The following is a 24,874-nucleotide window of genomic DNA, read 5'->3' on the forward strand; positions in this document are numbered from 1 at the left end:
GCAGTAAAAACGAAGGAGTTGGCGATGCAACACTCATCTTGGCATGCTTTGATTAAGGAGCAATTACCTGAGGGGTATTTCGGGAAAATCAATCAGTTTATGGAGCAAGTCTATGCTCAGGGAACTGTGTACCCGCCTAAGGGAAAAGTTTTTCAGGCTCTCTTGACTACACCGCTTGAAGAAGTGAAGGTGGTGATTCTAGGGCAAGACCCTTATCACGGGACAGGTCAGGCGCAGGGTTTGAGTTTTTCTGTACCCGATGCTATTCCAGCGCCACCGTCCTTACAAAATATCTTGAAAGAATTGTCAGATGATATCGGGGTTAAGAAATCACATGATTTGACCGCTTGGGCTGAGCAAGGAGTCTTACTTCTCAATGCTTGCTTGACGGTTCCTGCTGGTCAAGCCAATGGTCATGCTGGGCAGATATGGGAGCCTTTTACAGATGCTGTGATTCAGGTGGTCAATAATCTAGATAGACCTGTAGTCTTTGTACTCTGGGGCGCTTATGCACGCAAGAAGAAATCATTGGTGACAAATCCTAAGCATTTGATTATCGAATCAGCTCACCCCAGTCCTTTATCTGTTTACAGAGGATTTTGGGGTTCCAAGCCTTTTTCCAAGACTAATGCATTCTTAAGAGAGACAGGACAAGAGCCAATCGATTGGCTTAGATAAGGAGAGAATATGCCTCAGTTAGCGACGATTTGCTACATTGATAACGGAAAAGAACTGCTCATGCTGCATCGCAATAAGAAGCCGAATGATGTCCATGAAGGCAAATGGATTGGTGTGGGTGGTAAGTTAGAGCGAGGGGAGACACCTCAAGAATGCGCAGCGCGTGAAATCTTCGAAGAAACAGGTTTGAAAGGTAAGCCTGTGCTAAAAGGCGTTATCACTTTTCCTGAGTTCACGCCTGATTTAGACTGGTACACCTATGTTTTTAAGGTAACGGAGTTTGAGGGGGACTTGATTGACTGCAATGAGGGGACGCTGGAATGGGTTCCCTATGATGAAGTTTTGAGCAAGCCGACTTGGGAGGGTGATCACACCTTTGTTGAGTGGCTTTTAGAGGACAAACCCTTCTTTTCAGCTAAGTTTGTTTATGATGGGGATAAATTGTTGGATACTCAAGTTGATTTCTATGAATAAAGGAGAAAGCAGATGTTACTAATCAAAAATGGTCGTGTAATGGATCCCAAGTCTGGTTTGGATCAAGTGTGTGATGTTTTGGTCCAAGATGGGAAAATTGTCAAAATTGCGCCTGAAATTAAGGAAGAAGGAGCAGAACTGATTGATGCTACTGGGCTTGTAGTTGCGCCTGGACTCGTGGATATTCATGTTCATTTTCGTGAACCTGGTCAGACCCACAAGGAGGATATCCATACTGGTGCTCTAGCAGCCGCTGCAGGTGGTTTTACAACGGTCGTCATGATGGCTAATACCAATCCAACCATCTCAGATGTGGAGACTTTGCAAGAAGTTCTTCAGTCAGCTGCTAAAGAGAAAATCAATGTTAAGACGGTTGCGACCATTACTAAGAATTTTAATGGCCAAGACTTAACTGACTTTAAGGCACTTTTGGAAGCTGGAGCAGTTGGTTTCTCAGATGACGGTATCCCGCTTGAAAGTAGCAAGGTTCTCAAAGAAGCCTTGGAAAACGCCAAGAAACTAGGTACCTTTGTTTGTCTTCACGAGGAAGATCCTGGTTTGAATGGAATTCTTGGTTTCAACGAAAACATCGCTAAAGACCACTTCAAGATCTGTGGTGCGACAGGTGTAGCAGAATACGCTATGATTGCGCGTGATGTCATGATTGCCCATGCAACTAAGGCCCACGTTCATATCCAGCATTTGTCTAAGGAGGAAAGTGTCAAAGTAGTAGAGTTTGCTCAAGGTTTGGGGGCCCAAGTCACAGCAGAAGTGGCACCACAACATTTTTCTAAGACAGAAACTCTTCTTTTAACTCAAGGGAGCAATGCCAAAATGAATCCTCCGCTTCGTTTGGAGTCAGACCGCCGTGCCGTTATCGAAGGTCTCAAGTCAGGTGTTATCACAGTTATCGCAACGGACCACGCGCCTCACCATGCAGATGAGAAAAATGTAGAAGATATCACCAAAGCGCCATCTGGTATGACCGGTTTGGAAACCTCTCTTTCTCTTGGTTTAACTTATTTGGTGGAAGCTGGTGAGCTAAGCTTGATGGAATTGCTTGAAAAAATGACTGTTAATCCAGCTAAATTGTACAACTTTGAAGCTGGTTACTTGGCTGAAAATGGTCCAGCGGACATCACTATCTTTGATGATAAGGCTGATCGTACTGTTGGTCCAAACTTCGCTTCGAAATCAGCTAATTCTCCATTTATCGGGGAAACTTTAAAAGGGCAGGTTAAATATACTATCTGTAAGGGACAAATCGTCTACCAAAACTAGATGGGATTCTGCTCTATAAACTATAAGAATAGAGAGCGTATATGTATCCAACCCATCAATTTAAAGATAAGTTTGTCCTATTTCTTAAGATATTTTTCCCTATCCTGATTTACCAGTTTGCCAATTATTCTGCCTCTTTTGTTGATACAACCATGACTGGACAGTACAATACCATGGACTTAGCAGGAGTATCAACTGCAACGAGTCTATGGAATCCTTTCTTTACTTTTTAACAGGGATTGTTTCGGCCATGGTTCCCATCATAGGCCATCATCTGGGAAGGGGCAAAAAGGAAGAAGTAGCATCTGATTTTTACCAATTTATCTACTTGGCTTTCGGACTGTCTTTGGTCTTGCTTGGAATGGTAGTATTCTTAGCGCCACCTGTCTTAAACAACATCGGACTAGAAGCTCAAGTGGCGGCAGTTGCAGTTTCTTATCTTTGGTACCTGTCTATCGGGATTATTCCCTTGTTGCTTTTTAGTGTCATTCGGTCATTGTTAGATTCTCTTGGTTTGACCAAGTTATCTATGTATCTGATGCTCCTATTACTTCCGCTAAATAGTGGTTTTAACTATCTTTTGATATATGGAGCTCTTGGTTTTCCAGAGCTTGGTGGTGCAGGAGCAGGGCTAGGAACTTCTCTAGCCTATTGGGTTTTATTGGGAATTTCCCTGCTTGTTTTGTTCAAACAGGAAAGATTAAAAGCGTTACATCTTGAAAAACGCATTCCACTAAATATAGATAAAATCAAGGAAGGCGTTCGATTAGGTCTACCAATCGGAGGAACCGTCTTTGCGGAAGTGGCTATTTTTTCCGTGGTGGGACTAATCATGGCTAAGTTTTCATCGCTCATCATCGCCAGTCACCAGTCAGCTATGAACTTTTCCAGCCTCATGTATGCTTTTCCTATGAGTATTTCCTCTGCTATGGCAATTGTTGTGTCTTACGAGGTGGGGGCTAAACGTTTTGAGAATGCAAAAACCTATGCTCGTCTGGGGAGAGTAACAGCCCTCATTTTTGCAGGTCTTACCCTGTCCTTTCTCTACATTTTTAGAGATCGTGTAGCAAGTCTATATGGGAATGACTCTCAGTTCATTGAAACAACGGCTGTATTTCTGACTTACAGTCTCTTCTTCCAGCTAGCTGATACCTTTGCGGCTCCGCTCCAGGGGATTCTAAGAGGCTATAAGGACACTATCGTTCCTTTCTATCTTGGCCTAATCGGATATTGGGGAGTAGCGATACCTCTAGGATATCTATTAGATCAAGCAACTGACTTAGGGGCATTTGCTTACTGGATTGGGTTAATTGCCAGCTTGATTGTTTCTGGTTGTTTGTATCAATGGCGTTTGAAAACCGTAATGAAAAGATTGAGCTAATTTTAAGAAATTATCCTGAAAAAACAACTTTGTGAAAAAATGCTCTAACTAGAGAGAATCCCTGTTTTAACAGGGATTTATTTTTTTATATTGTGAAATTTTATTAGCCATATATTTTGACAGTGTATACTAAAAAAGGTAAAATAGTAAGGTAAGAACAAAGTTAGAAAGGCAAGATTATGTCAACTTTAGATAAGAATCTTTTGCTAGATATGTTCCGTAAGATGGAAGAAATCCGTCGCATGGACTTAAAAATTGCTCAGTTAGTGAAAAAGGGGAAAGTTCCCGGTATGACTCACTTTTCTGTCGGAGAGGAAGCTGCTAACGTCGGAGCAATGCTGGCTCTTAATCCAGATGATCTGATTACCTCAAACCACCGTGGACATGGGCAAGCTATCGCCAAAGGGATTGACCTCAATGGAATGATGGCTGAAATCCTTGGAAAGTACACTGGGACCTGTAAAGGAAAAGGTGGTTCTATGCACATCGCTGACCTGGATGCTGGGAACCTCGGTGCCAATGGTATCGTAGGTGGTGGTATGGGGATTGCTGTTGGTGCAGCCCTCAGTCAGAAAATGCAACAAACTGGTAAAATCGTGGTCTGCTTCTTTGGAGATGGTGCGACCAACGAAGGCGTTTTCCACGAAGCAGTGAACATGGCTTCTATTTGGAAACTTCCTGTTATTTTTTACTGCATTAACAACGGTTATGGGATTTCTGCGGATATCAAGAAAATGACCAATGTAGAACACATCCATCAACGTAGTGCGGCATATGGAATTCCTGGAATGTTTATCGAAGATGGGAACAACGTCATCGATGTCTATGAAGGATTTAAGAAAGCTGTAGATCATGTTCGTGGTGGAAATGGCCCAGTCTTGATCGAAAGTGTAACCTATCGCTGGCTTGGCCACTCATCATCTGACCCTGGTAAATATCGTACGCGTGAAGAAGTGGAATTGTGGAAACAAAAAGACCCAATCGAAAATCTTCGCAACTATCTCGTTGAGAACAACATTGCAAGTGCCGAAGAATTGGAAGAAATCCAAGCGCAAGTCAAGGAAGCAGTAGAAGCTTCTGTTAAATTTGCAGAAGAAAGCCCATTCCCACCACTAGAATCAGCATTTGAAGATATTTACGCAGACTAAGGAGAAAGAGATAAAAATGGAAACAAAAACAATGTCCTTCCGTGACACCATTATCCTTGCTATGTCTGAGGAAATGCGTCGCGATGAAAATGTGTTCTTGATGGGAGAAGACGTCGGTGTCTTCGGAGGAGACTTCGGAACTTCTGTTGGAATGCTCGAAGAATTTGGTCCAGAACGTGTCCGTGACTGTCCGATTTCTGAAGCTGCCATCTCGGGAGCAGCAGCAGGAGCAGCCATGACAGGACTTCGTCCAATTGTCGATATGACCTTCATGGACTTCTCGGTTATTGCCATGGATAATATCGTCAACCAAGCTGCTAAAACACGTTATATGTTTGGTGGTAAAGGTCAGGTTCCAATGACTGTACGTTGTGCAGCTGGTAACGGAGTTGGTTCTGCGGCCCAGCACTCGCAATCTCTAGAGTCTTGGTTTACACACATCCCTGGTCTCAAGGTTGTAGCTCCAGGTACACCTGCTGACATGAAAGGACTGCTCAAGTCTTCTATCCGTGATAACAACCCTGTTATCATCCTTGAATACAAGTCAGAATTTAACCAAAAAGGGGAAGTGCCAGTTGATCCAGACTACACAATCCCACTTGGGATTGGGGAAATCAAACGCGAAGGAACAGATGTAACAGTCGTTACTTATGGCAAAATGCTTCGTCGTGTGGTTCAAGCTGCTGAAGAGTTAGCAGAAGAGGGAATTTCAGTTGAAATTGTGGACCCACGTACTCTTGTACCGCTTGATAAGGATATCATCATTAACTCAGTTAAGAAGACTGGTAAGGTGGTGCTAGTCAACGATGCTCACAAAACAAGTGGCTATATCGGAGAGATTTCAGCTATTATTTCAGAATCAGAAGCATTTGATTATCTAGACGCACCAATCCGCCGTTGCGCCGGAGAAGATGTGCCAATGCCTTACGCGCAAAACCTCGAAAATGCAATGATTCCAACAGTTGAAAGCATCAAAGATGCAATCCGTAAGACATATAACAAAGAATAGAATTGCATAAATTAAATTATGTAAATTTGCGACAGTTTTTTGACGAATCGATAATATTCGACAAAAAACTTAGTAAGTCTACTAGGTTGGTCGCCAGATAGCGGCAACCGTAGTAACTTGAGATACGTTCCGTGTCCAAGTTACTTGTAGAGTTGAACACGGGCTAAAAGCTCGGAAAAAAGATAAATCTCCTTGGCTTCATCGAAGCCAGCGTCGATTTCCTATTTTTCAGTCGCTTTTGACGCCCTTTATATCATAAATAGAATTGGAGAGGTCATGGCTGATGACAAGCTAAGAGCGACTCCTGCGGCTAGAAAGTTAGCGGATGATTTAGGGATCAATCTCTACGATGTTTCTGGCTCAGGTGCAAACGGTCGTGTCCACAAAGAAGACGTGGAAACTTATAAAGACACAAACGTGGTTCGCATTTCGCCACTTGCAAAACGAATTGCCCTCGAACATAACATTGCTTGGCAGGAAATCCAAGGAACAGGTCATCGTGGTAAAATCATGAAGAAGGATGTTTTGGCCTTACTTCCTGAAAATGTCGAAAACGACACCATCAAGTCTCCTGCTCAAATCGAAAAAGTGGAAGAAGTTCCAGACAATATCACTCCTTATGGTGAGATTGAGCGTATTCCAATGACACCAATGCGTAAGGTTATCGCTCAACGTATGGTTGAATCCTACCTAACTGCGCCAACCTTCACGCTCAACTACGATGTCGATATGTCAGAAATGTTGGCTCTTCGTAAGAAGGTTCTTGAGCCGATTATGGAAGCAACTGGTAAGAAGACTACTGTAACAGACCTTCTTTCACTCGCTGTTGTGAAGACCCTTATGAAACACCCATACATCAACGCTTCATTGACAGAAGACGGCAAGACCATTATCACTCATAACTATGTCAACCTTGCGATGGCGGTTGGGATGGATAACGGATTGATGACACCTGTTGTCTATAATGCTGAAAAAATGAGCTTGTCAGAGTTGGTTGTAGCCTTTAAGGATGTGATTGGTCGTACCTTGGATGGTAAATTGGCTCCAAGTGAGTTACAAAACTCAACCTTCACAATTAGTAACTTGGGAATGTTTGGCGTTCAGTCCTTTGGTCCTATTATTAACCAACCAAACTCAGCTATCCTCGGGGTTAGCTCAACAGTTGAAAAACCTGTAGTTGTCAATGGTGAGATTGTCATTCGCCCTATCATGAGCCTTGGATTAACCATTGACCACCGTGTTGTAGATGGTATGGCTGGTGCTAAGTTTATGAAAGACTTGAAAGCCTTAATTGAGAACCCAATCTCAATGTTGGTTTAAAAATACAGTATTTATTTTTAAAGATATAGATAAAGGAAGTAAGACATGGCCTTAGAAGTAATTATGCCAAAAGCCGGCGTGGATATGACAGAAGGACAAATCGTCCAATGGAATAAAAAAGTCGGAGAATTTGTAAAAGAAGGAGAAATCCTTTTGGAAATCATGACTGACAAAGTCAGCATGGAATTGGAAGCAGAAGAAGATGGCTACTTGATTGCTATCCTCAAAGGAGATGGTGAAACTGTCCCAGTAACGGAAGTCATTGGCTACCTTGGTGAAGAAGGGGAAAATATCCCAACGGCTGGAGCAGCACCAGAAGCTAGTCCAGCGCCTTCAGTTAGTGCCTCAAACGACGACGGCAAGAGCGACGATGCCTTTGATATCGTTGTGATTGGTGGGGGTCCTGCTGGATATGTAGCGGCTATTAAAGCAGCCCAACTTGGTGGTAAGGTTGCCCTTGTTGAGAAATCAGAACTCGGTGGAACCTGCTTGAACCGTGGATGTATCCCAACTAAGACCTACCTTCACAACGCTGAAATCATCGAAAACATCGGTCATGCAGCAAACCGTGGTATCGTCATCGAAAATCCAAACTTCACTGTTGATATGGATAAACTTTTAGAAACTAAATCTAAAGTTGTCAATACCTTGGTAGGTGGTGTTGCGGGTCTTCTTCGTAGCTACGGAGTTACTGTTCATAAGGGTGTTGGTACCATCACTAAAGACAAGAATGTCTTGGTAGATGGTTCTGAATTGCTTGAAACCAAGAAAATCATCCTTGCCGGTGGTTCAAAAGTTAGCAAGATTAACGTCCCTGGTATGGAATCTCCACTTGTCATGACCAGTGATGACATTCTTGAAATGAACGAAGTTCCAGAGAGCCTCGTAATCATCGGTGGTGGTGTTGTCGGTATTGAACTCGGTCAAGCCTTCATGACATTTGGTTCAAAAGTGACTGTTATTGAAATGATGGACCGTATCGTTCCAGCTATGGATGCGGAAGTTTCTAAGAATCTTCGCTTGATTTTGGAACGCAAAGGTATGACTATCTTAACAGGTACAAAATTGCAAGAAATCATCGAAGAAAATGGTCAACTTCGTATCAAGGTTGAAGGAAAAGACGATATCATCGCAAGCAAAGCTCTTCTTTCAATCGGTCGTGTGCCAGATCTTGAAGGAATTGGCGATGTTGAGTTTGAATTGGATCGTGGTCGCATCAAGGTTAACGAATATATGGAAACTTCTGTTCCAGGTATTTACGCACCAGGTGACATTAACGGTACTAAGATGTTGGCGCACGCGGCCTTCCGTATGGGTGAAGTTGCCGCTGAAAATGCCCTTAAAGGAAATCATGCTGTTGCCAAATTGAACTTGACTCCTGCAGCCATCTACACTCTTCCTGAAGTAGCAGCAGTAGGTCTAACTGAAGAACAAGCTCGTGAGAAATACGATGTTGCAATCGGTAAATTCAACTTTGCAGCCAACGGTCGTGCCATTGCATCTGATGCTGCTCAAGGTTTCGTAAAAGTTATCGCTGATAAGAAATATGGGGAAATCCTTGGTGTGCACATCATTGGTCCTGCAGCCGCAGAACTGATTAACGAGGCATCAAGCATTATCGAAATGGAAATCACTGTTGAGGAAATGCTGAAGACCATCCACGGACACCCAACCTACTCTGAAGTGATGTACGAAGCATTTGCAGATGTTTTAGGAATGGCTATCCATTCACCTAAGAAAAAATAAAACGAAGATAGACTAGACTGGAAAGATGTTTTCCAGTCTCTATCGTATAAAGGGATATCATGAAATACATTATCAATCATTCAAACGACACTGCTTTTAATATCGCCTTGGAAGAATATGCCTTTAAACACCTACTAGATGAGGATCAAATCTTCCTTCTTTGGATTAACAAACCTTCTATCATTGTTGGACGTCACCAGAATACTATCGAAGAAATCAATCGTGATTATGTTCGAGAAAATGGTATTGAGGTAGTCCGCCGTATCAGTGGTGGTGGAGCTGTTTATCACGATTTAAACAACCTCAACTATACTATCATTTCAAAAGAAGATGAAAACAAGGCCTTTGACTTCAAGAGCTTCTCAACTCCAGTTATCAACACCTTGGCTCAACTAGGCGTTAAAGCTGAGTTTACAGGCCGTAATGACCTTGAGATTGATGGCAAAAAATTCTGTGGCAATGCCCAAGCCTATATCAATGGGCGTATCATGCACCACGGTTGCTTGTTATTTGACGTTGATTTGTCAGTCCTTGCTAATGCCCTCAAGGTTTCAAAAGACAAATTTGAATCAAAAGGTGTGAAATCCGTTCGTGCCCGTGTAACCAATATTGTCAATGAATTACCTGAAAAAATCACAGTTGAAGAATTCCGTGATTTGCTATTGGAATACATGAAAAAAGAGTACCCAGAGATGACTGAATACGTTTTTTCTGAGCAAGAATTAGCGGAAATCAATCGCATCAAGGATACCAAATTTGGTACTTGGGACTGGAACTACGGTAAATCACCTGAATTTAACGTCCGTCGTGGAACAAAATTCACCAGTGGTAAGGTTGAAGTTTTTGCCAACGTCATTGAATCAAAAATCCAAGATATCAAGATTTACGGTGATTTCTTTGGTATCGAGGACGTTGCAGCTGTAGAAGATGTCCTTCGTGGCGTAAAATATGAACGCGAAGATGTTCTTAAGGCACTAGAAACTATTGACATCACACGCTACTTTGCTGGTATTAGCCGTGAAGAAATCGCTGAAGCGGTAGTGGGATAAAAAGAAAAAGAAGTTGGTTGTATGACCAGCTTCTTTTTTGAACTATTATTTACATAATTTATTTTATGTAATTCACAAACTATCTAAAGCATTCTTTTGTTCATCGTTGACGATATGGGTATAGAGGTCAGTGACTTGTGTACTGGCGTGTCCTAGCTGATGGCTGACCAAAACTTGCGATTTAGTAGCATCGTAGAGCCTAGTAGCCAGGGTATGGCGTAGTTTGTGGGGAGTTACACGAACTTTGAAATCCTCTGAGTACTTAGCAACCATTTTTTCAACACTAGAAGCGTCGATACGATTGGGAACACCTCGGTATAAGGTCAGAAAGAGCGCTGTATCTGTCTTTTCCGTCTTATAGCGTTGATTTCGAATGGCGAGATAATTCTCTAGGTAAGGCTTAGCAAAGGCTGCGACATTGACAGAATCACGTTTGCCACCTTTTCGAGTGACATCAATGACCATCATTTTGAGATTAAGGTCTCTTAGATCCAGATTAACAGCTTCAGATAGGCGGACACCAGACGCCAAGAGAAGGGCAATAATGGCCAAATCACGTTCTTTATTCTTATTAAATGACGAGAGAGCGCGATTTGAGAGTTGTTGTGGGTACTCTTGGTCGATATAAGTCAGAAAACCTTCTGTTTCATCACCTAGAAAGAGTTTTTGCTTGATGTTTTCAGCTCTGGAAGCAAGTGTTTCTTTCTTTTTCTTGGTTGAAACTTTCTTCATTACATTACGATAGAAATAAGGCTCCCCTTGGTCGTTTTCAACCTCCTCTGTTAGATACTTGTAAAGACTAGAAAGTGCCGACAAAGTCCGATTAATGGTCGTCTGAGAGACACCTTGTTTGGTTGTATTGGCATTCAGCAAAGGTCGTTCTCGTAGATATAGGATAAAAGCTTCCATATCTTTTTTAGACATATTTTCCAAGACAGATAAAGGAATGTCGGACATTTTATCAACATTTGAAATACCAGACTCCAAAACCCAGCTAAAAAATCGATCGTATTCCTTGAGGTATTCGTACAAGGTTGTAAAACTGTAGGGAACAGCAAGCTTTGATTGGTAGTATTCCAGAACATACCAAGGCATGATTTGTTTTAGTTTGTCGATTCGTTCCAGTAAAATCTCACGTTTCATGCATTTTCTCCATAATTAAGTCTACCAGTAGTATAGCATAGACTTATATATTTTTCAAGAAAATTATAGTTTTTCGGAAAGATGTTATGGGAGTTTTCAAAGAATAGAAAAAAGACTTAGATCTATGAAATACAGAACTAAATCTTTTTTCTATTGTGAATCATTATCTAGTGCTTTTTCTAGTTTCCAAATACTAAACCAGAATGAAATAGTCAGCAGAATAAGGAAAATAAAAAAGAGATTATCAGTAACGATACTTCTGTTCATTCTACATAACTGAAGAGCTATATAAGGAGCTATGAGATACAAAATACATTGTATAATTGCTATTGTTTTCTTTTTCATGATTTTTAATCTTACTGTACAGATTTGATACAGTAAACTCCTTTCTAGCTTTATCATTCCTAACTTAATTATAGTCTTATTTTTTACAAAGTTCAATTACTTGTATGTTGAAATACCTTATCAGTAAGAAATAACCGATCTCATTGCAGAGAATCGGTTTTCAAATGTATTTAATTAAGAAATATTTTTGTTGCATAATATAAATTATGTAAACAAAACTTACAACAACAAATCTTTGACTTTTCCAATTTCACTTTTTGGAATCACCAGGTGAATCATATCACCCAGATACATTCTAGTTGAGCCGTTAACTGTTTGGCTTTTGCCATTATGGACTTGGGTGGTGATGAGTACGTTATGTGGCAAGTTGAGTTCATGAACCTGTTTTCCAGCGATTTTATCTGATACAGGAATTTCAATGAGGGTGACTTCTCCTTCATCTGTCGCTTCTTCTGGCAACATTTTTTCTAGCATGGCCTCATAGACTGGAGCACCCTTGAGTAGATCCATGACGATGTAGGCGACCAAGGTCACTAAGCCAAGTGGCATGAGGTTGCGAATGTCCCCTACCATCTCAGTTACGAGGATCATAGCGGTTAAGGGAGCCTTGGATATTGCCCCAAAGTAGCCACTCATTCCTAAAATGACAAATATAGGGAATTGTTGCTGACTGACAAGTCCAAGATTGACACAAATAACACCAACCAGGGCACCAAGTAAGGAACCGAGAGCCAGAATGGGAAGGAAAATTCCTCCTGGGAGACCACTTCCATAACTAATCATGCTCCAAACAAAGCGAATCAAAAAGTAAGCTAATAGAATTTGGAAACTAAAATTTTGCTCAGTCAAGGAAAGAACGACCTGATTTCCACCACCGAGAATTTGTGGCAAGAAAATCCCGACTGGTATGATAAGGATAAAGGCTAGGATTGGATAATAAGCTCTATCTAAATGGATTGTTTGGCCAACCCAATCATAAACTCGACCAACATTGAGTACAGCCTTCTCATAGAGAAAACCAGAAAGCCCGAGAAAAACTCCCATAAGGACGTATATCCAATACTGGTCTAGGGTCATGAGAGGGATGTTATCTGGCATATCCAGTACGGGGGTTAGGCCAAATATGAGCAGAGAAATAAAGTTTGCTACGAGACTAGCTGCTAAAGTTGAGACCCAAAAAAAGCGTGAAAAATGGTGGTAAACTTCTTCTATAACAAAGAGAAGACCTGCGATTGGTGCATTAAAGGCAGCTGCTAATCCTGCTGCAGCACCACTGGCAATCAAGGAACGTTCCTCTACTGGGCTAGATTTGAGCCACTTGGCAATGCCTTTACCACCAACTGCTCCAAGTTGAATACTTGGCCCTTCTCTACCTAGCATAAGGCCACTGGCAATAGCAAGAATCCCTAGAATATACTTTTTCCAGAGGACACTCCACCAGTTAAGAGTCATGAGTCCTTTTAATTCGGCTTCGACTTGAGGAATTCCTGAACCCTTGATATCTTTTTCCGATCGAGTCAATTTCGCACTGAGCCAGCTAACAATTAGATAAAATAGACCAATGATAAAAAGATTGCGGACTAGGTGCGCTTGACCTTGATAGAGTCCTTGTATCAGGTGGAAGCCCTTTTCGATTAAGAAACGAAAGGATCCGACGATGAGCCCGACGACAAGACCAACAATGACTCCTCGCCCAACTTGGGATAATATGGTGCTTGAGGCAAAGGCAAATTCTTTCTTGGAACTGAGTGTTTCTGACTGTTCCTCCATAATCATTTCCTCTTACTTATCTTTCTTAGTTGAAACCAGTGTTTTGACTGGTTCAAAACTGGTTCGATGAATTTGGGTGACACCTAGTTTTTCCAATCCTTCTAGATGTTTAGCTGTTCCATAGCCAGCATTAGCCGTGAAATCATAGCCAGGATATTGGTTGTCATAGTCCTTCATAATATTATCCCGTGTCACCTTGGCCACTATAGATGCAGCTGCAATAGAGAGAGAGTTTGCATCTCCTTTGATGATTGCTGTTTGAGAAATCGGCAACTCCAGTTTCATGGCATCTATCAAGAGGTGCTCAGGTTGTGGACTGAGCTGGGAGATTGCTTCCTTCATGGCCAGTTTGGTCGCCTCGTAGATATTGACTTGGTCAATGATGTGATTATCCTTGATACCAATACCTATTGCCAAGGCCTGGTCTTGAACGGTTTGATAAATTTCCAGATGTTTCTTTTTAGGGATCTTCTTGCTGTCGTTGAGCCCTCTAATCTTACAATTTTTTGGTAAAATAACGGCTGCAGCGACCACAGGTCCAGCCAGTGGACCACGGCCGACCTCGTCAACGCCTGCTATTAAGGTCACTCCTTGCTTATAAAGTTCTTTTTCATAGGAAAGCATGGATTCCAAACGAAGATCCTCATCCAGTTCAGCCTGAATGGCTTTTTTACGCTTGCTGATTTCCTTTTGAACTCCAGAACGAGTATCTTTTTCGAATTCTAGAAAAAGAGGATTGTCTAATTCTTTAACAGTGGCAAGAAGTTCTCTGATTTCTTTAATCGTCGTCATCAATGTCGTCCAATGTATCTAAGGTATAGTTACCGAGTTTTCCATCACGGACTTCCTTGACGAAGAGACTATAAAAACGGTCGTAATCATCTCGGAAACCGAGCGCACGTGTCATATCCATGATGATAACAGGTGCTTCTTCTTCTATCTTCATTTGTTTGAAGCGTTCAGCTAGCTTTTCTGGATAATGTTTTTTGAAATAATTGAGACCAAAAATAGTCACTTCATCCATTGGGAGTAGTTGATCTTTGATAGCTCCCGTCAAGGCTAGTTTAAGTGCGACAGCATCATCCTCAAACTTAGGCCAGAGAATCCCTGGTGTATCTAGGATTTCAAGGTCTTTATTGGTTTTTAGCCATTGTTGCCCCTTGGTAACACCTGGTTTATTGCCGACCACCGCAATCTTTTTACCAGCCAAACGGTTCATGAGAGTTGACTTACCGGCATTTGGAATTCCGATAATTATGGTCCGCAAGGTTTCAATTTTGATACCGCGTTCTTTCTGGCGTGCAATCTTATCAGCCATAAGCTTTTTAGCAGCATCAGTCACAACTTTTACAGTAACTTGCTCTTTGGAGTTGATTGCTAGAGTTTGAATCCCTTGTGATTCAAAGTACTGACGCCATTCTTTTGTCATTGCTGAATCAGCCAGGTCTGCCTTGTTTAAAATTAAGAGTTTGGGTTTATCACCAACAATTTTATTTAACATAGGATTTTGACTAGATAAAGGTAGACGCGCATCCACCAAAATTGTCACAAAATCAACAAATTTTAAATTCTCCTGAACTTGTCGCCGAGCCTTAGACATGTGGCCCGGAAACCATTGAATAGTAGCCATAAATTTCCCTTTCCGACTAAAAAAACGTAATAAAACGTTTTCTTTCTCACCATCTATTCTATCATAAATTAGGTGCTTTTGCACAGGCTTTGACCACAATAAATGACAAATAGTATTGGTCCGAAACATCTTTGATGCCAGTCACGATTTACTTGACTTTTTTTGCTAACAGGTATATACTTAGTGTATACTAATTCGTGGAGGTAGAGCAATGAATACAGTAAAGACTCGGAAGGTAGGAAATTCTCTCACTGTGACTATTCCGAAAAATTTGGGGATGACAGAAGGTCAAGAAATGGTTGTCTACAAAGGGATTGACGGAGTCATTGTCTTAGCTCCAAAAATGAAAGATCCTTTTGATGGGATTACTGATTTGAGAATGACAAATGATTTTGAAGGGGTAAGGTCACTTGATAGCGAAATCTGACTATATTCCTGAAAAGCAGGATATCATTTGGCTGGACTTTGATCCATCAGTCGGTCGAGAAATTCAGAAAAGGCGACCAGCCTTGGTTGTTTCTAGGAGAGAATATGCCTTGCAAACTGGTTTTGTGGCTGTCTGTCCCATCACTCATGGCCAACAACGTTTGGCAGAAAAAGGCTTGCTCGTTCCTGTCTCGTCGGATAAGGTAGATGGCGCTGTCAATCCATTTCAACTGTATACCTTTGATTTTCGGATGCGAAATGCTCAAAAAATAACAAGAATGGACACACAATGTTTTCAGAAAGTCGTCCAACTTTACCAGTACATCTTTGGAGATACTTAAATCCTACCATGCATAGACAAGGTAGGATTTTTTCTATATGAGTAACCTATTTAAGAACGGATGAAGACAATTGAGGAGAATCCCTCTAATCCAGCTTTCTTGTGCTGATGATAGATCCTCTGCTTGAAGGCATTCTTTTAGAAAATCGCGGACTTGTTCTGGAGCAATCTCAAACTCAAAGGCCTTCATCTTGTAGAAAAAGTCAATGAGATGCTCAGATAAGTAACCATCTGAAAAGGGTACTTCTCCACTTTTTCGATACTCTAGTAAGAGTCGAGAAAATCTGGCTTTTTCATCAGGCAAATCACGAAAATAGGAATTAAGAAGCCAAGTCTGTTTCTGCTTTCGTTCAATAGGATCTTGATTTGCAATACGCTGATCCTTTTCCAGCTCCTTTTGGTTTTGTTTAGCCTTGATAGCCCGTTCGTCTCTATTTTTACCAAAGAGGATTTTCTCCCATTTTCGTTCTTCTTGGGTCAAGGTTTCTGTAAAGCCAAAGTAATCTTGATAAGCGCGTTCTGCAGGTCCCATGGCAAGAATGAGGTTGTCAGCGTATTGCTTGGCGATTTTATCTCTTTTCTTACGTTCTTTCTCTGCTTGAATCCGTAAATGCTGCTCGTAGTCGATTTTCTCCTTGCCTAATTTGACAAGGTAGAGTTGGTCATCGGACTTACCAAGTAGAAAAGGTTTGATACACTTTTCCAGCACTTCTTCCATACGGGCCTTCTTCTTTGGCTCTGCCTTGGTCCAACTTCCTCCTTGAAAGACTTCTAGGAAGAGCCGATAATCTTTCTCAGGCGAGAATTGATTGCCACGATTGGCTTTGAAAACACCTTTCTCCCAAAACCATTTTAGAAGTCGTTCGTCAAAGTCGCTTTTATTAACCTTGATTTTTTCCTTTTTCTGAGCCTTTTTAGTTAGATTTTCAACTTTTCTGAGTAGTCTTTCTTCCTCCTCCAGTTGCTGGTCTAAAGTCACTCGATGAAAATGACGAACACAGTCACTGCCGATTGGAAAGAGGCGTTGGCCTGTGACACCATTAAAGAGTTCGTAGGCGTATTTTATGGCGTTCCCGCAAACACAATTACTACGACCAATGCCATTAAAAATCAAGGAAACTTCATTCCATTCCTTGGTAGCTTGATCCCAAGTATCGGCTTTTGAAGCCTGTAAAACCGCATCGTGCAGGGATTTTCTAACCGGAAGTGTCATGAGGTCTCCTTTCTAGGTTATACTTTTACAACTTGAACCTCGTCTTTACCGAGTAAAATCAAGTATTTTTCTATGTTTTCAATCAAATAGGCTCGTGATAAAGCTTCTCCGTATAAGGCTAACTGCCCACGATAGCGTTCAATAAGCTGATTTGCTTCATCATAACGGTCAGTCTTATAGTCAAAAAGAACGATACGATCCTCGAAAAGCAGATACCCGTCCAAGATTCCACGGACAACAAAGTCTTCTTGACTCTTTTGGTCTCGTTTGAGCATAGAAAAAGGTTGCTCTCGATAGAGATGGTTTGTATTGGCAAGAATCTCCTGACCGAGTTCTGTGTTAAAGAATGCAAGGATTTTCGCAAGATTGATCTTGTCTCTGACAGCTGGACTCGTTTGAACTTGTTTGAGAGTTTCTGTCAGACTAGCAAGTGTTGGTTGCTGACCGAGGTCAATTCTCTGCATGAGTTCGTGGGTTGCACTACCAATCTCCGCACCAGTTACTTTTTCTTTAGTTGAAAAATCTGGTAAATCGAAGCTGATTTGCTTCTCTGTTGATTTGGTTTGGTTAGCAATTTGTACCCCTTCCATATCCATTACTGGTTCGTAGAATTTCTTGATTTGGCTAGGAGTTTGGACGCTAGGAAGTTCAATAGCCGCACGGTGAAGAGTATTATAGACTTCTACTTCTTTTAGCATTTCCAGAGCTTCTTTGATAGTTTCTGACTGGCGATTGTCTGCTTGAGAACTATCTTGTAGAGGGCTCTTGTTTTCCAATTCTCCGATAGCTTCTCTGGTCAGCTGGTCTTCACCGACAAAGCGATAGCTAAAGTTGAGATGATCTTTGGCAAACACTTTAGTGATAGCCCAGACCCAATCTTGGAAATTCTTGGCTTGCAGTCTGGTATTGCTATCTAGTTTTTCGTTTTCAGCAGCTGGATATTCCTTGGCTTCCAGCTTTTCACGAGAGCCCTTACCGACAAGATAAAGCTTTTTCTCAGCCCGTGTCATGGCAACATACAGCAAACGCATCTGCTCTGAATAGCTAGCCAGTTGCAGCTCTTCTTCATTTTGCATATAAGTGAGGCTAGGAATGGAGAGTTTAATGGTTTTAGGATAGTGGGCTTCTACTGCTCCTGTTTCTACCTTGGCAATGTATTTGACACCAAGACCATTTTGACGACTGAGAATAACATCAGACATCGAGTCTTGCTTATTGAAGTTCTGATCCATGTTGAGGATAAAGACATAAGGAAACTCCAGACCTTTGCTCTTGTGAATAGTCATAAGTTCCACAGCATCCTTTGGCGGTGCGACAGCCACGCTTGCTAGATCGTGCTGGGCTTCCAAAACTTGATCAATCATATGAATAAAACGAGACAAGCCTTTGAAATTACTCTTTTCAAACTGGTCTGCTCTCAAAGCTAAAGCATAGAGATTGGCTTGTCTAGCAGGACCGTTTGGTAAAGCACCAACATAATCGTAGTAAAAACGGTCATTATAAATCTTCCAAATTAAGTCATAGAGAGAGTGGGTTTTGGCATACGAGCGCCAAGAATCCAAAATATCCATGAATTGATTGAGTTTTTTAGCTAGTTCTGTGTGAATCAAGTTTTTTTGGCTAGCTTCTTGTTTTTGAGCATTGACAAGTTTCTCATAGAGATTTTCTTGGACCTTATCTTCTACTTTCTGAAGGGACAAGCGTGCCAGATCGTCTTCATCAAAATCAAACATTGGAGACTTCATAAGGGCAACCAAGGCATAGTCTTGGAGGGGATTGTGGATGACACGAAGAGTGTCTAGCATGACTTGCACTTCTAGGGATTGGAGGTAATTATTTTGTTCTCCGTCTGTTTTTACAGGAATTCCGTACTCAGACAGGGCGAGGAGAATCTGGTCATTTCGACTGCGACTGGAGGTCAAAAGGGCGATTTCTTTAAAAGCAACACCTTTTTCCTGATGGAGTTTCAAGATTTCCTTGATGACTAGGCGCATTTCTCCTGTGAGTTTTATTTCTGTTTGGCTCTCTTCCTCCTCTTGTCCACTGTCGTCCTTATCGTAGAGGAGAAATTCTGCCTTGTTGTCTGGATTGGGAGTTAGTTTGCTATTGGCAAAAACAAGCTGGTGCATGCTGTCATAGTTGATTTCCCCGACCTCTTGATCCATAAGGCGTGCAAAAACATCATTGGTTGCAGACAGCACTTCTGAACTACTACGGAAATTTTCCTTGAGGAGAATCAATTTACCCTCTTTAGGATTTTGCGCATAGCGTTGGAATTTTTCATTGAAAATCTGCGGGTCTGCCTGACGGAACCGGTAGATAGACTGCTTGATATCTCCAACCATAAAGCGATTGTGACCATTCGACAGCAACTCCAGCATCCGTTCTTGAATGTGGTTGGTATCCTGATACTCATCGACCATGACTTCATGGAATCGCTCCTGATATGCATCACGAACTTGTGGGAAATTCTCTAAAATTTCAATGGTGTAATGGCTGATATCAGCAAACTCAAAGGCATTTTCCTGGCGTTTACGTTCACGATAAGCCTCCACAAAATCACTCATAAATGTTTGGAAAGTTTTAGATAACTCCCAGGTGTCTCCATGATAACGTTCTTGATAGTCGAGAATTGTTATCTGGTCTGCTAGTTGTCCAAGTTTAGCAAACTGGGCCTTTCTTTCTTCGTTGTAGGCATCAGCCAGTGGTTTCAAATCGGCTTTACGACTAGAATTAGCTAGAGCTCTACCATTTTTTTCTTTCGAGATGGCGACAACACGCGTAAGCACTGCTTGATAAGCCTGGCTATCGGACTCTTGATTTAAGGAACCAATTTCATCCAGAACCAACAGCACATTTTCTAAATAGGTAGCTTTTGGAAACTCCTTGGCATCGTTATCCAGATGATAACGGAGGAAACTTTCCAAATCCCATAGCGCCTGTTTGATTTGCTCAGTTAATTTGTCTTTTTCAATTACAAAGTCAGCTTCTTCAAACCCTTTGAGGAAAGAGTTACTCAACCATTTTTTGGGGCTACTGGTGGATTGGAGGAAATCATAAATTTTGTAGACTTGTTGACGAAGACCACGTTCATCCTTGCCTCTACCAGCAAAATTCTTGACCAATCGACTAAAGCTCTCTTTATTTTCACCTTGGTAATGATCTTCAAAAACCTGATGAAAAACCTCATTTTTTAAGATTAACTGTTCACTTTCATTTTGTAGAATACGGAAGTTCGGTGCGATATCAATCAGATAGCCATGTTTGCCAAGGAATTTTTGCGTGAAGGAGTCCATGGTTCCGATGGCAGCGTTTGGCAGTTCTGCCAATTGACGTCCCAAGTGTTGTTTGAGATCGACATCATCGGTTTCTTGGATTTGTTGGCTGATTTTTTTCTCCAAACGTTCCTTGAGTTCAGCAGCAGCCTTGACGGTAAAGGTCGAGATAAAGAGTTGGCTGATTTCCACACCACGTGCTAACTGATCCAGAATACGCTCTGCCATGACAAAGGTTTTCCCTGAACCAGCAGACGCTGAGACTAGGATATTTTGCCCAGCAGTATAAATAGCTTGGATTTGCTCGGCAGTTCTTTTCTGTTCCTTGCTTGAACTCGCTTCTGTTTCTTGTAATTTTTGAATTTCTTCCTCAGTTAAAAAGGAAATGGGCTTCATCGGTTCAACTCCTCTCTCATTTTCTCAAACCAAGCTTGCTTAAGTTTTTCTCCTACCAGACGCTTGCCATCAGATAAGTCTAATTTCTCAAGGAAACGGGCTTGTCCCAAGTGGTAATTGGCTTCAAATCCAGTAATGGCTTGGTGTTGCTGAACGTATGGGGCAATACTTCTGCCATTCTCTGTGTATGGATTAATGGCAAAATGGCCTTCTAAAATCTTTTCAGCAGCCTTCTTGTAAAGATGGGCATTGTAGTCCAATAAGAGCTGGAACTCCTCGTCTGTCAGCTGATTGGCCTTGTTTTTGTTGTAAAATTCGCCCAAGTGACTGCTTTCTTTCTCTAAAAAGAGTCCCTGGTATTTCATAGACTTGCTGGCTTCTGCTACTGCTCCTGCCAGACTTTTAACAGCTAATAAAGATTGGACAGGCTCAGCCATTTCCAAGTACATGGCACCGAAAAAGTTCTGCTCCCCCTCTCTTTTTAGGGCAGCAAGATAGGTTGGCAGCTGGGAATTAAGGCCATTAAAGAAATTCGGAAACTGGAACTGAGTTAAACTAGACTTGTAGTCTACCACTCCTAACGCTCCATCAGCTTTCAGGCGGTCAATACGGTCAACCTTGCCTCGCACATGGACACTGCGACCATTATCCAATTGAATAAAGGCTTGATCCTTGCCACCAAATGTTGCCTCCTCTTGGATGGTTTCGATAGCTGGATTATGACGAAGGATGTGGCCCGTAGTTCGCGCAACATCAAGCAGAATTTCCTTTGTAAACTGAGCTTCCAGACTTTCCTGATAAATAGCCTCAAATTCACGTTCTTGGCTGGTTTCTTGAATAGCTTGTTCCAGACGTTGGTCAAAGGAATCTTCATCAGGCAGTTTCAAGGCACGTTCAAAAATACTATGCAAGAAATTCCCGTGACTTCGAGCATCAGGACGCAGGCGCAATTCCTCCTGCAAGCCTAAGACATAACGGAGGAAATAACTATATTCATTGCGGTAAAACTCCGTCAAACCAGAGGTAGACAAGTAAAACTCCTTGTCAACTGGATAGAGTGCCTGCAAGGTATCTTTTTCTAATGGCTTGCTGCTTGGACTAGTTGGGATAGCTGGATTTGTAAGACCTTTTTGGTCAAGTTTTTTCCCCATGACACGAGCCAAAACCTTGACAAAGGTCAAATCTTGCTCAGTATCACTCGTTTCACTCTGCTGATGATAGGCAACTAGACTAGACAAGAGACTGTGATAAGAACCCATATCATCCTTAGTCAGACTTTTTTGATGAATCTTCTTCTCTATCCGGCTAAATCCAAAACTCACCAGTTCCTGAAGATAGGCCGATTCCTTGCTCTCATTTTCATTGAGGAGACTTGGAGCGGATAACACCAACTGCTTACGAGCAGCATTGACTAAGGAAAGCATGGTGTAGCGATTTTTCTTGAGGTTTTCACTACTTGCAATCAGTAATTGTGCTCCCTCCTCAGTTGCTTGGTTTAGACTTTGTCTTTCTTCGTCTGTCAAAAGACTGGTATTTTGCGCGATTTTTGGTAAATGATCCTGAGTCAGACCGATGGCATAGACAAAATCAGCCGTTAAGGGCGCAATCAAATCGTAACTCTGCACCAGAACGGTGTCAACAGTTGCTGGAATGGTGCGATACTGGGACAAACTCATTCCAGAATGGAGCAAGGCTAGGAAATCCTCCAGACTAACTTGTGAACCAGCAAAAACCGTCGCAAATTGTTCTAAAACATGACAGAACGCTTTCCAAACTTCGGCTTGTCTTTCCTGTTCAAGAGCTTCCATGGTAGCTGTCAATTCTTGCATCTGCTTGCTTAAAGCAGCATTTTTTAGAAAAGTATTCCACTTTTGCAAGAGATTTTCAGTCTTTTGCTTCCGACTGGCAAATAAGGTTTCAAGTGGTGACAAAATACGCAAACGAAGAGTATTTAAATGAACTAAATCAAATTTTCCATGGTGGGATTTAGTAAATGTTTGCTGAAAAGCTGGCAAGCCATTGATGCCAAGATAGCGGAGATATTGCTCAAAAGTATCAATATCCGCTTGGCTAAGGTCAGTATACAGACCAGTTCGGAGGAGATTAATCAAATCCTCCTGACGGAAACGGTAGCGTTTCAAACGCAAAATAGATTCGACATACTGGGTTAAGGGATGATGGGCCATGGATTCACTTCTACCAAGATAGAAAGGAATCTGGTACTGCTCAAAAATGGTTTTCAGCGATAACTGGTAAGAAGCCACATCACCCAAGAGAATACGAAAATTCTTGTAACTTAATTCTGGATGGTCATGTAATTTCTGACGAATAGCGCGAGCCACCAGCTCCAACTCCTCTTTTTGCATCAAACAAGACCAAATTTGCAGATTTTCACGGTCTTTCTCATCAACCTCCAATGTTAATTCTGAAAAGTCATAAGAAGACTCCAGCAAACGAGAGGCCTTGTCAAAACTATCCATTTTCTCATGTGTCTGAGAACGATCCTGAGCAGGTGTTTGGTATTTTGCACCCAAATGATGGAGGAATTCCACACTGGCTTGATAGAGATTCCCTTCAGTGAACGGACTGGTATAGGCTTTTTTGCTTGCATAAGCCCCAATAACAATCTCGACACCTTTTCGATGGAGCAGATCCACCACATGCTCTTCCTCAGCAGAAAAACGGGTAAATCCGTCAATGATTAAGGCGATCTGACTAAAATCACTACTTACCTTGCCATTTTCAATAGCCTCAATCAAATGGGACAACTGACTTCCCTGAGCCAACTGACCTTGATTGAGATAGGCTGTTACTTTCTCAAAAATCAAGAGTAAGTCTGCTCGCTTATTCTCATCTGTTAAACTTTCCAAGTCCAAAAAGCTCATCTGAGCAGTCGTCATCTCATGATAAAGTTCAATCAACTGCTGGATAAATTGAGGATCCTGCTTAATAGCACCATAAACTCGCAAGTCCTTGGGATCGAGTTCCACAAGACATTTATAAAAAGCCATCCCAAGCCCGATGTCATCTAGACTGGTCTTGACAGGCAAATCATTTAAAACCAGATAACGAGCCATCTGAGCAAAACGCGTAACGGTAATCGCAAAAGAAGCCTGCTGGGACAAGCATTCCAGCACGGCGCGTTCCTTTTCAAATGAAAGAGAGTTGGGGGCGATGTAGAAAACCCGCTTGCCTGCAGCAACTAGCTCTTCTGCCTCTCTCGTTAGAATTTCAGTCAAAGAAGTCCGAATATCAGTATAAAGTAATTCCATCTCAGCCTCGTTTGGTTTATCAAAGTTTCTTACTCTATTATAGCAAAGTTCGCTTCACAGTCCAAATCCAAAATTCTAGTTGACAATCATTTAACTAGGAAATCAATCCTCCATCATCCACTTTCATATGCTGAAAGATATAGAGGAAAAAGTCTTTGGAAACTTCAAAATGCCCATAGCGGAGGCGAGAAGTATAGTCTTTCCATTCAGGATGTTGTCTGGCTATTTCTATGGAACAATCTTTGACTGGTTGATAATACTCGACATTTCGTCTAAAGGGAAAGAATCCTTCAAACTGCTCTACTTGATAGGCCTTGTCGTCTATAATTTTACCTACGGCCACAAAAGCCTGTAACTTATCTTGACCATTCATATCGTATTTCGGACTATAGTATAAAAGGTAGTCTCCTTTTTTCATACGGTTTAAGGGGCCGCCCTTTCCATGACAGACCTGACAAAAATTCCCTTCAACTCCTCTTAAAACATGGTTCTTTGAAACAACTCCGACCCAATATCTAGGCATTTTTATCCTCCAACTCTACTAAAAAGCGATTAAAAACTTCTCTATCGTTAGATAGTTTTTCAAAAAATTCTTCATCAACACCTTCTACTAAAGGCAAAGCTTGATTGACCTTCTCCGCGCCAGAATTCGTCACTGAGACCAGTTTTGCCCGACTATCCTTTGGATGTTGATCTCGTCCAATGTAGTCTTTCTTCTCCAGTAGCCTAACAATCTGGGAAACCGTCATGACATCCATTCCAGTGAACCGAGCAATATCAACTTGCGTTACATATTCCTCTCTATTGGACAAAAACAAGAGCGAGGTTAAAACGATAAATTGGGGCAAAGTGAGTCCAACCGATTTCAAGACTCTTTTCAAATTGCTTTCCCACTTGTTGTAGACTTTGATGAAAAGAAGACCTGTAGACTCTGTTTCATCATTTTTGTAAATTGAATTAAAGTGATACTTTGACATT

19 protein-coding genes and 1 pseudogene are annotated in these 24,874 nt (G+C 41.6%); 11 read left to right on the forward strand and 9 right to left on the reverse strand.

The features are described 5' to 3' along the window. Nucleotides 1-24: 24 nt before the first annotated feature. From EKB01_RS02515 to EKB01_RS02555, 9 genes and pseudogenes are all read left to right on the forward strand, one after another. The gene (locus EKB01_RS02515) at nt 25-678 is read left to right on the forward strand and encodes a uracil-DNA glycosylase (RefSeq protein ID WP_109290034.1); all 654 of its coding nucleotides are present in this window, start codon (nt 25-27) and stop codon (nt 676-678) included. 9 nt (nt 679-687) lie between these two features. Further along, nucleotides 688-1,152, forward strand: a complete 465-nt coding sequence (locus EKB01_RS02520) for an 8-oxo-dGTP diphosphatase (protein ID WP_001135762.1) — start codon at nt 688-690, stop codon at nt 1,150-1,152. 12 nt (nt 1,153-1,164) lie between these two features. Next, entirely contained in the window at nt 1,165-2,433 is a 1,269-nt protein-coding gene (locus EKB01_RS02525) for a dihydroorotase (protein WP_167265589.1), read from the forward strand. A gap of 41 nt (nt 2,434-2,474) precedes the next feature. After that, nucleotides 2,475-3,814: pseudogene (locus EKB01_RS02530) on the forward strand (MATE family efflux transporter). 179 nt (nt 3,815-3,993) lie between these two features. Further along, a complete protein-coding gene (locus tag EKB01_RS02535; RefSeq protein WP_033585264.1) occupies nt 3,994-4,962 on the forward strand; it encodes a thiamine pyrophosphate-dependent dehydrogenase E1 component subunit alpha in 969 nt (322 codons plus the stop codon). A 16-nt stretch (nt 4,963-4,978) separates the two neighbouring features. Then, entirely contained in the window at nt 4,979-5,971 is a 993-nt protein-coding gene (locus EKB01_RS02540) for an alpha-ketoacid dehydrogenase subunit beta (RefSeq protein WP_038806115.1), read from the forward strand. A gap of 276 nt (nt 5,972-6,247) precedes the next feature. Further along, complete coding sequence (locus EKB01_RS02545) at nt 6,248-7,291, forward strand: dihydrolipoamide acetyltransferase (RefSeq protein WP_109290031.1); 1,044 nt, start codon at nt 6,248-6,250, stop codon at nt 7,289-7,291. A gap of 45 nt (nt 7,292-7,336) precedes the next feature. Next, complete coding sequence (gene lpdA, locus EKB01_RS02550) at nt 7,337-9,037, forward strand: dihydrolipoyl dehydrogenase (RefSeq protein ID WP_007521960.1); 1,701 nt, start codon at nt 7,337-7,339, stop codon at nt 9,035-9,037. Between the two features lie 59 nt (nt 9,038-9,096). Continuing rightward, the gene (locus EKB01_RS02555) at nt 9,097-10,086 is read left to right on the forward strand and encodes a lipoate--protein ligase (protein ID WP_000874002.1); all 990 of its coding nucleotides are present in this window, start codon (nt 9,097-9,099) and stop codon (nt 10,084-10,086) included. Nucleotides 10,087-10,158: 72 nt separating this feature from the next. Here the strand turns inward: EKB01_RS02555 and xerS are convergent, their stop codons facing one another. The 4 genes from xerS to ylqF all read right to left on the reverse strand — a co-directional run bounded on the left by xerS (nt 10,159) and on the right by ylqF (nt 14,974). Then, a complete protein-coding gene (gene xerS / locus EKB01_RS02560; RefSeq protein WP_033585260.1) occupies nt 10,159-11,229 on the reverse strand; it encodes a tyrosine recombinase XerS in 1,071 nt (356 codons plus the stop codon). A gap of 564 nt (nt 11,230-11,793) precedes the next feature. Next, nucleotides 11,794-13,344 (reverse strand): ClC family H(+)/Cl(-) exchange transporter, encoded by a 1,551-nt coding sequence (locus EKB01_RS02565; protein WP_033585258.1) that lies wholly within the window; start codon nt 13,342-13,344, stop codon nt 11,794-11,796. Between the two features lie 12 nt (nt 13,345-13,356). Beyond that, a complete protein-coding gene (locus tag EKB01_RS02570; RefSeq protein WP_033585256.1) occupies nt 13,357-14,136 on the reverse strand; it encodes a ribonuclease HII in 780 nt (259 codons plus the stop codon). Next, a complete protein-coding gene (gene ylqF, locus EKB01_RS02575) occupies nt 14,123-14,974 on the reverse strand; it encodes a ribosome biogenesis GTPase YlqF (RefSeq protein WP_167265591.1) in 852 nt (283 codons plus the stop codon). Before ylqF ends, EKB01_RS02570 begins: the two co-directional genes overlap by 14 nt. A 211-nt stretch (nt 14,975-15,185) precedes the next feature. On the opposite strand from ylqF, the gene EKB01_RS02580 reads away from it, so the two are divergent. Together EKB01_RS02580 and EKB01_RS02585 are read left to right on the forward strand one after the other, a co-directional pair. After that, entirely contained in the window at nt 15,186-15,401 is a 216-nt protein-coding gene (locus tag EKB01_RS02580) for an AbrB family transcriptional regulator (protein ID WP_033585252.1), read from the forward strand. Next, nucleotides 15,385-15,741 (forward strand): type II toxin-antitoxin system PemK/MazF family toxin, encoded by a 357-nt coding sequence (locus tag EKB01_RS02585; protein WP_000560798.1) that lies wholly within the window; start codon nt 15,385-15,387, stop codon nt 15,739-15,741. The genes EKB01_RS02580 and EKB01_RS02585 overlap by 17 nt, the downstream gene beginning before the upstream one ends. Before the next feature lie 33 nt (nt 15,742-15,774). On the opposite strand, the gene EKB01_RS02590 is transcribed toward EKB01_RS02585, so the two are convergent. The 5 genes from EKB01_RS02590 to EKB01_RS02610 form a co-directional block, all read right to left on the reverse strand. After that, the gene (locus tag EKB01_RS02590) at nt 15,775-16,953 is read right to left on the reverse strand and encodes a hypothetical protein (protein WP_033585250.1); all 1,179 of its coding nucleotides are present in this window, start codon (nt 16,951-16,953) and stop codon (nt 15,775-15,777) included. Between the two features lie 17 nt (nt 16,954-16,970). Then, nucleotides 16,971-20,624: a helicase-exonuclease AddAB subunit AddA gene (gene addA, locus EKB01_RS02595; protein WP_167265593.1), complete on the reverse strand. Its 3,654-nt coding sequence runs from the start codon at nt 20,622-20,624 to the stop codon at nt 16,971-16,973. After that, entirely contained in the window at nt 20,621-23,896 is a 3,276-nt protein-coding gene (gene rexB / locus EKB01_RS02600; RefSeq protein ID WP_167265595.1) for an ATP-dependent nuclease subunit B, read from the reverse strand. The genes addA and rexB overlap by 4 nt, the downstream gene beginning before the upstream one ends. 94 nt (nt 23,897-23,990) lie before the next feature. Beyond that, nucleotides 23,991-24,419, reverse strand: a complete 429-nt coding sequence (locus EKB01_RS02605; RefSeq protein WP_001138493.1) for an EVE domain-containing protein — start codon at nt 24,417-24,419, stop codon at nt 23,991-23,993. After that, entirely contained in the window at nt 24,412-24,873 is a 462-nt protein-coding gene (locus EKB01_RS02610) for a MarR family transcriptional regulator (RefSeq protein ID WP_000049665.1), read from the reverse strand. Before EKB01_RS02610 ends, EKB01_RS02605 begins: the two co-directional genes overlap by 8 nt. Between the last annotated feature and the right edge of the window lies 1 nt (nt 24,874).

Origin of the sequence: Streptococcus sp. CCUG 71758, assembly GCF_011714815.1 — a bacterium.
Classification (GTDB): domain Bacteria; phylum Bacillota; class Bacilli; order Lactobacillales; family Streptococcaceae; genus Streptococcus; species Streptococcus halitosis.

What these genes read in the sequence shown, in the direction of transcription:
- ylqF (WP_167265591.1), bottom strand. Translation starts at nt 14,974, where the DNA reads ATGGCTACTATTCAATGGTTTCCGGGCCACATGTCTAAGGCTCGGCGA.
- EKB01_RS02540 (WP_038806115.1), top strand. Translation starts at nt 4,979, where the DNA reads ATGGAAACAAAAACAATGTCCTTCCGTGACACCATTATCCTTGCTATG.
- rexB (WP_167265595.1), bottom strand. Translation starts at nt 23,896, where the DNA reads ATGGAATTACTTTATACTGATATTCGGACTTCTTTGACTGAAATTCTA.
- EKB01_RS02535 (WP_033585264.1), top strand. Translation starts at nt 3,994, where the DNA reads ATGTCAACTTTAGATAAGAATCTTTTGCTAGATATGTTCCGTAAGATG.
- EKB01_RS02580 (WP_033585252.1), top strand. Translation starts at nt 15,186, where the DNA reads ATGAATACAGTAAAGACTCGGAAGGTAGGAAATTCTCTCACTGTGACT.
- EKB01_RS02525 (WP_167265589.1), top strand. Translation starts at nt 1,165, where the DNA reads ATGTTACTAATCAAAAATGGTCGTGTAATGGATCCCAAGTCTGGTTTG.
- EKB01_RS02565 (WP_033585258.1), bottom strand. Translation starts at nt 13,344, where the DNA reads ATGGAGGAACAGTCAGAAACACTCAGTTCCAAGAAAGAATTTGCCTTT.
- EKB01_RS02570 (WP_033585256.1), bottom strand. Translation starts at nt 14,136, where the DNA reads ATGACGACGATTAAAGAAATCAGAGAACTTCTTGCCACTGTTAAAGAA.
- EKB01_RS02515 (WP_109290034.1), top strand. Translation starts at nt 25, where the DNA reads ATGCAACACTCATCTTGGCATGCTTTGATTAAGGAGCAATTACCTGAG.
- EKB01_RS02520 (WP_001135762.1), top strand. Translation starts at nt 688, where the DNA reads ATGCCTCAGTTAGCGACGATTTGCTACATTGATAACGGAAAAGAACTG.
- addA (WP_167265593.1), bottom strand. Translation starts at nt 20,624, where the DNA reads ATGAAGCCCATTTCCTTTTTAACTGAGGAAGAAATTCAAAAATTACAA.
- xerS (WP_033585260.1), bottom strand. Translation starts at nt 11,229, where the DNA reads ATGAAACGTGAGATTTTACTGGAACGAATCGACAAACTAAAACAAATC.
- EKB01_RS02590 (WP_033585250.1), bottom strand. Translation starts at nt 16,953, where the DNA reads ATGACACTTCCGGTTAGAAAATCCCTGCACGATGCGGTTTTACAGGCT.
- EKB01_RS02545 (WP_109290031.1), top strand. Translation starts at nt 6,248, where the DNA reads ATGGCTGATGACAAGCTAAGAGCGACTCCTGCGGCTAGAAAGTTAGCG.
- EKB01_RS02610 (WP_000049665.1), bottom strand. Translation starts at nt 24,873, where the DNA reads ATGTCAAAGTATCACTTTAATTCAATTTACAAAAATGATGAAACAGAG.
- lpdA (WP_007521960.1), top strand. Translation starts at nt 7,337, where the DNA reads ATGGCCTTAGAAGTAATTATGCCAAAAGCCGGCGTGGATATGACAGAA.
- EKB01_RS02605 (WP_001138493.1), bottom strand. Translation starts at nt 24,419, where the DNA reads ATGCCTAGATATTGGGTCGGAGTTGTTTCAAAGAACCATGTTTTAAGA.
- EKB01_RS02555 (WP_000874002.1), top strand. Translation starts at nt 9,097, where the DNA reads ATGAAATACATTATCAATCATTCAAACGACACTGCTTTTAATATCGCC.